The sequence below is a fragment of the Cupriavidus sp. SIMBA_020 genome, assembly GCF_046535395.1.
GTDB classification, from domain to species: Bacteria; Pseudomonadota; Gammaproteobacteria; order Burkholderiales; family Burkholderiaceae; genus Cupriavidus; species Cupriavidus campinensis.
In genome coordinates, this window is sequence record NZ_JAWRWU010000354.1 from 1 (window position 1) to 289 (window position 289).

General features: G+C 70.2%; 1 pseudogene. It reads left to right on the forward strand.

Features of this window, described 5'->3' with window-relative positions:
• Positions 1–76: 76 nt before the first annotated feature.
• Positions 77–289, forward strand: a pseudogene (locus SB751_RS29550) (histidine kinase dimerization/phospho-acceptor domain-containing protein); the annotation flags it as partial.

Here is a 289-nt window from a genome sequence, read left to right on the forward strand (position 1 = left end):
GGCTGCGTCCCGCGGCGGCCTGGAAGCTGGACGAGGCCGGACGCCGCAGCGCCTCGAATTGCGCGAAGGCGCCAGGCACGTCGCCGGGGTGGCGCAGCAGGCCCTGGTGAGCATGGAATCCGAAAAACTGCGCAATTCCCTGCTGGCGGCGGTATCGCATGACCTGCGCACGCCACTGACCAGCCTGGTCGGCATGACCGACACGCTGATGCGCCGCCAGGCCTCGCTGCCCGACGACATCCAGGACACCATCCGCGCCATGCGCGACCAGGCCCAGCGCATGCATGCC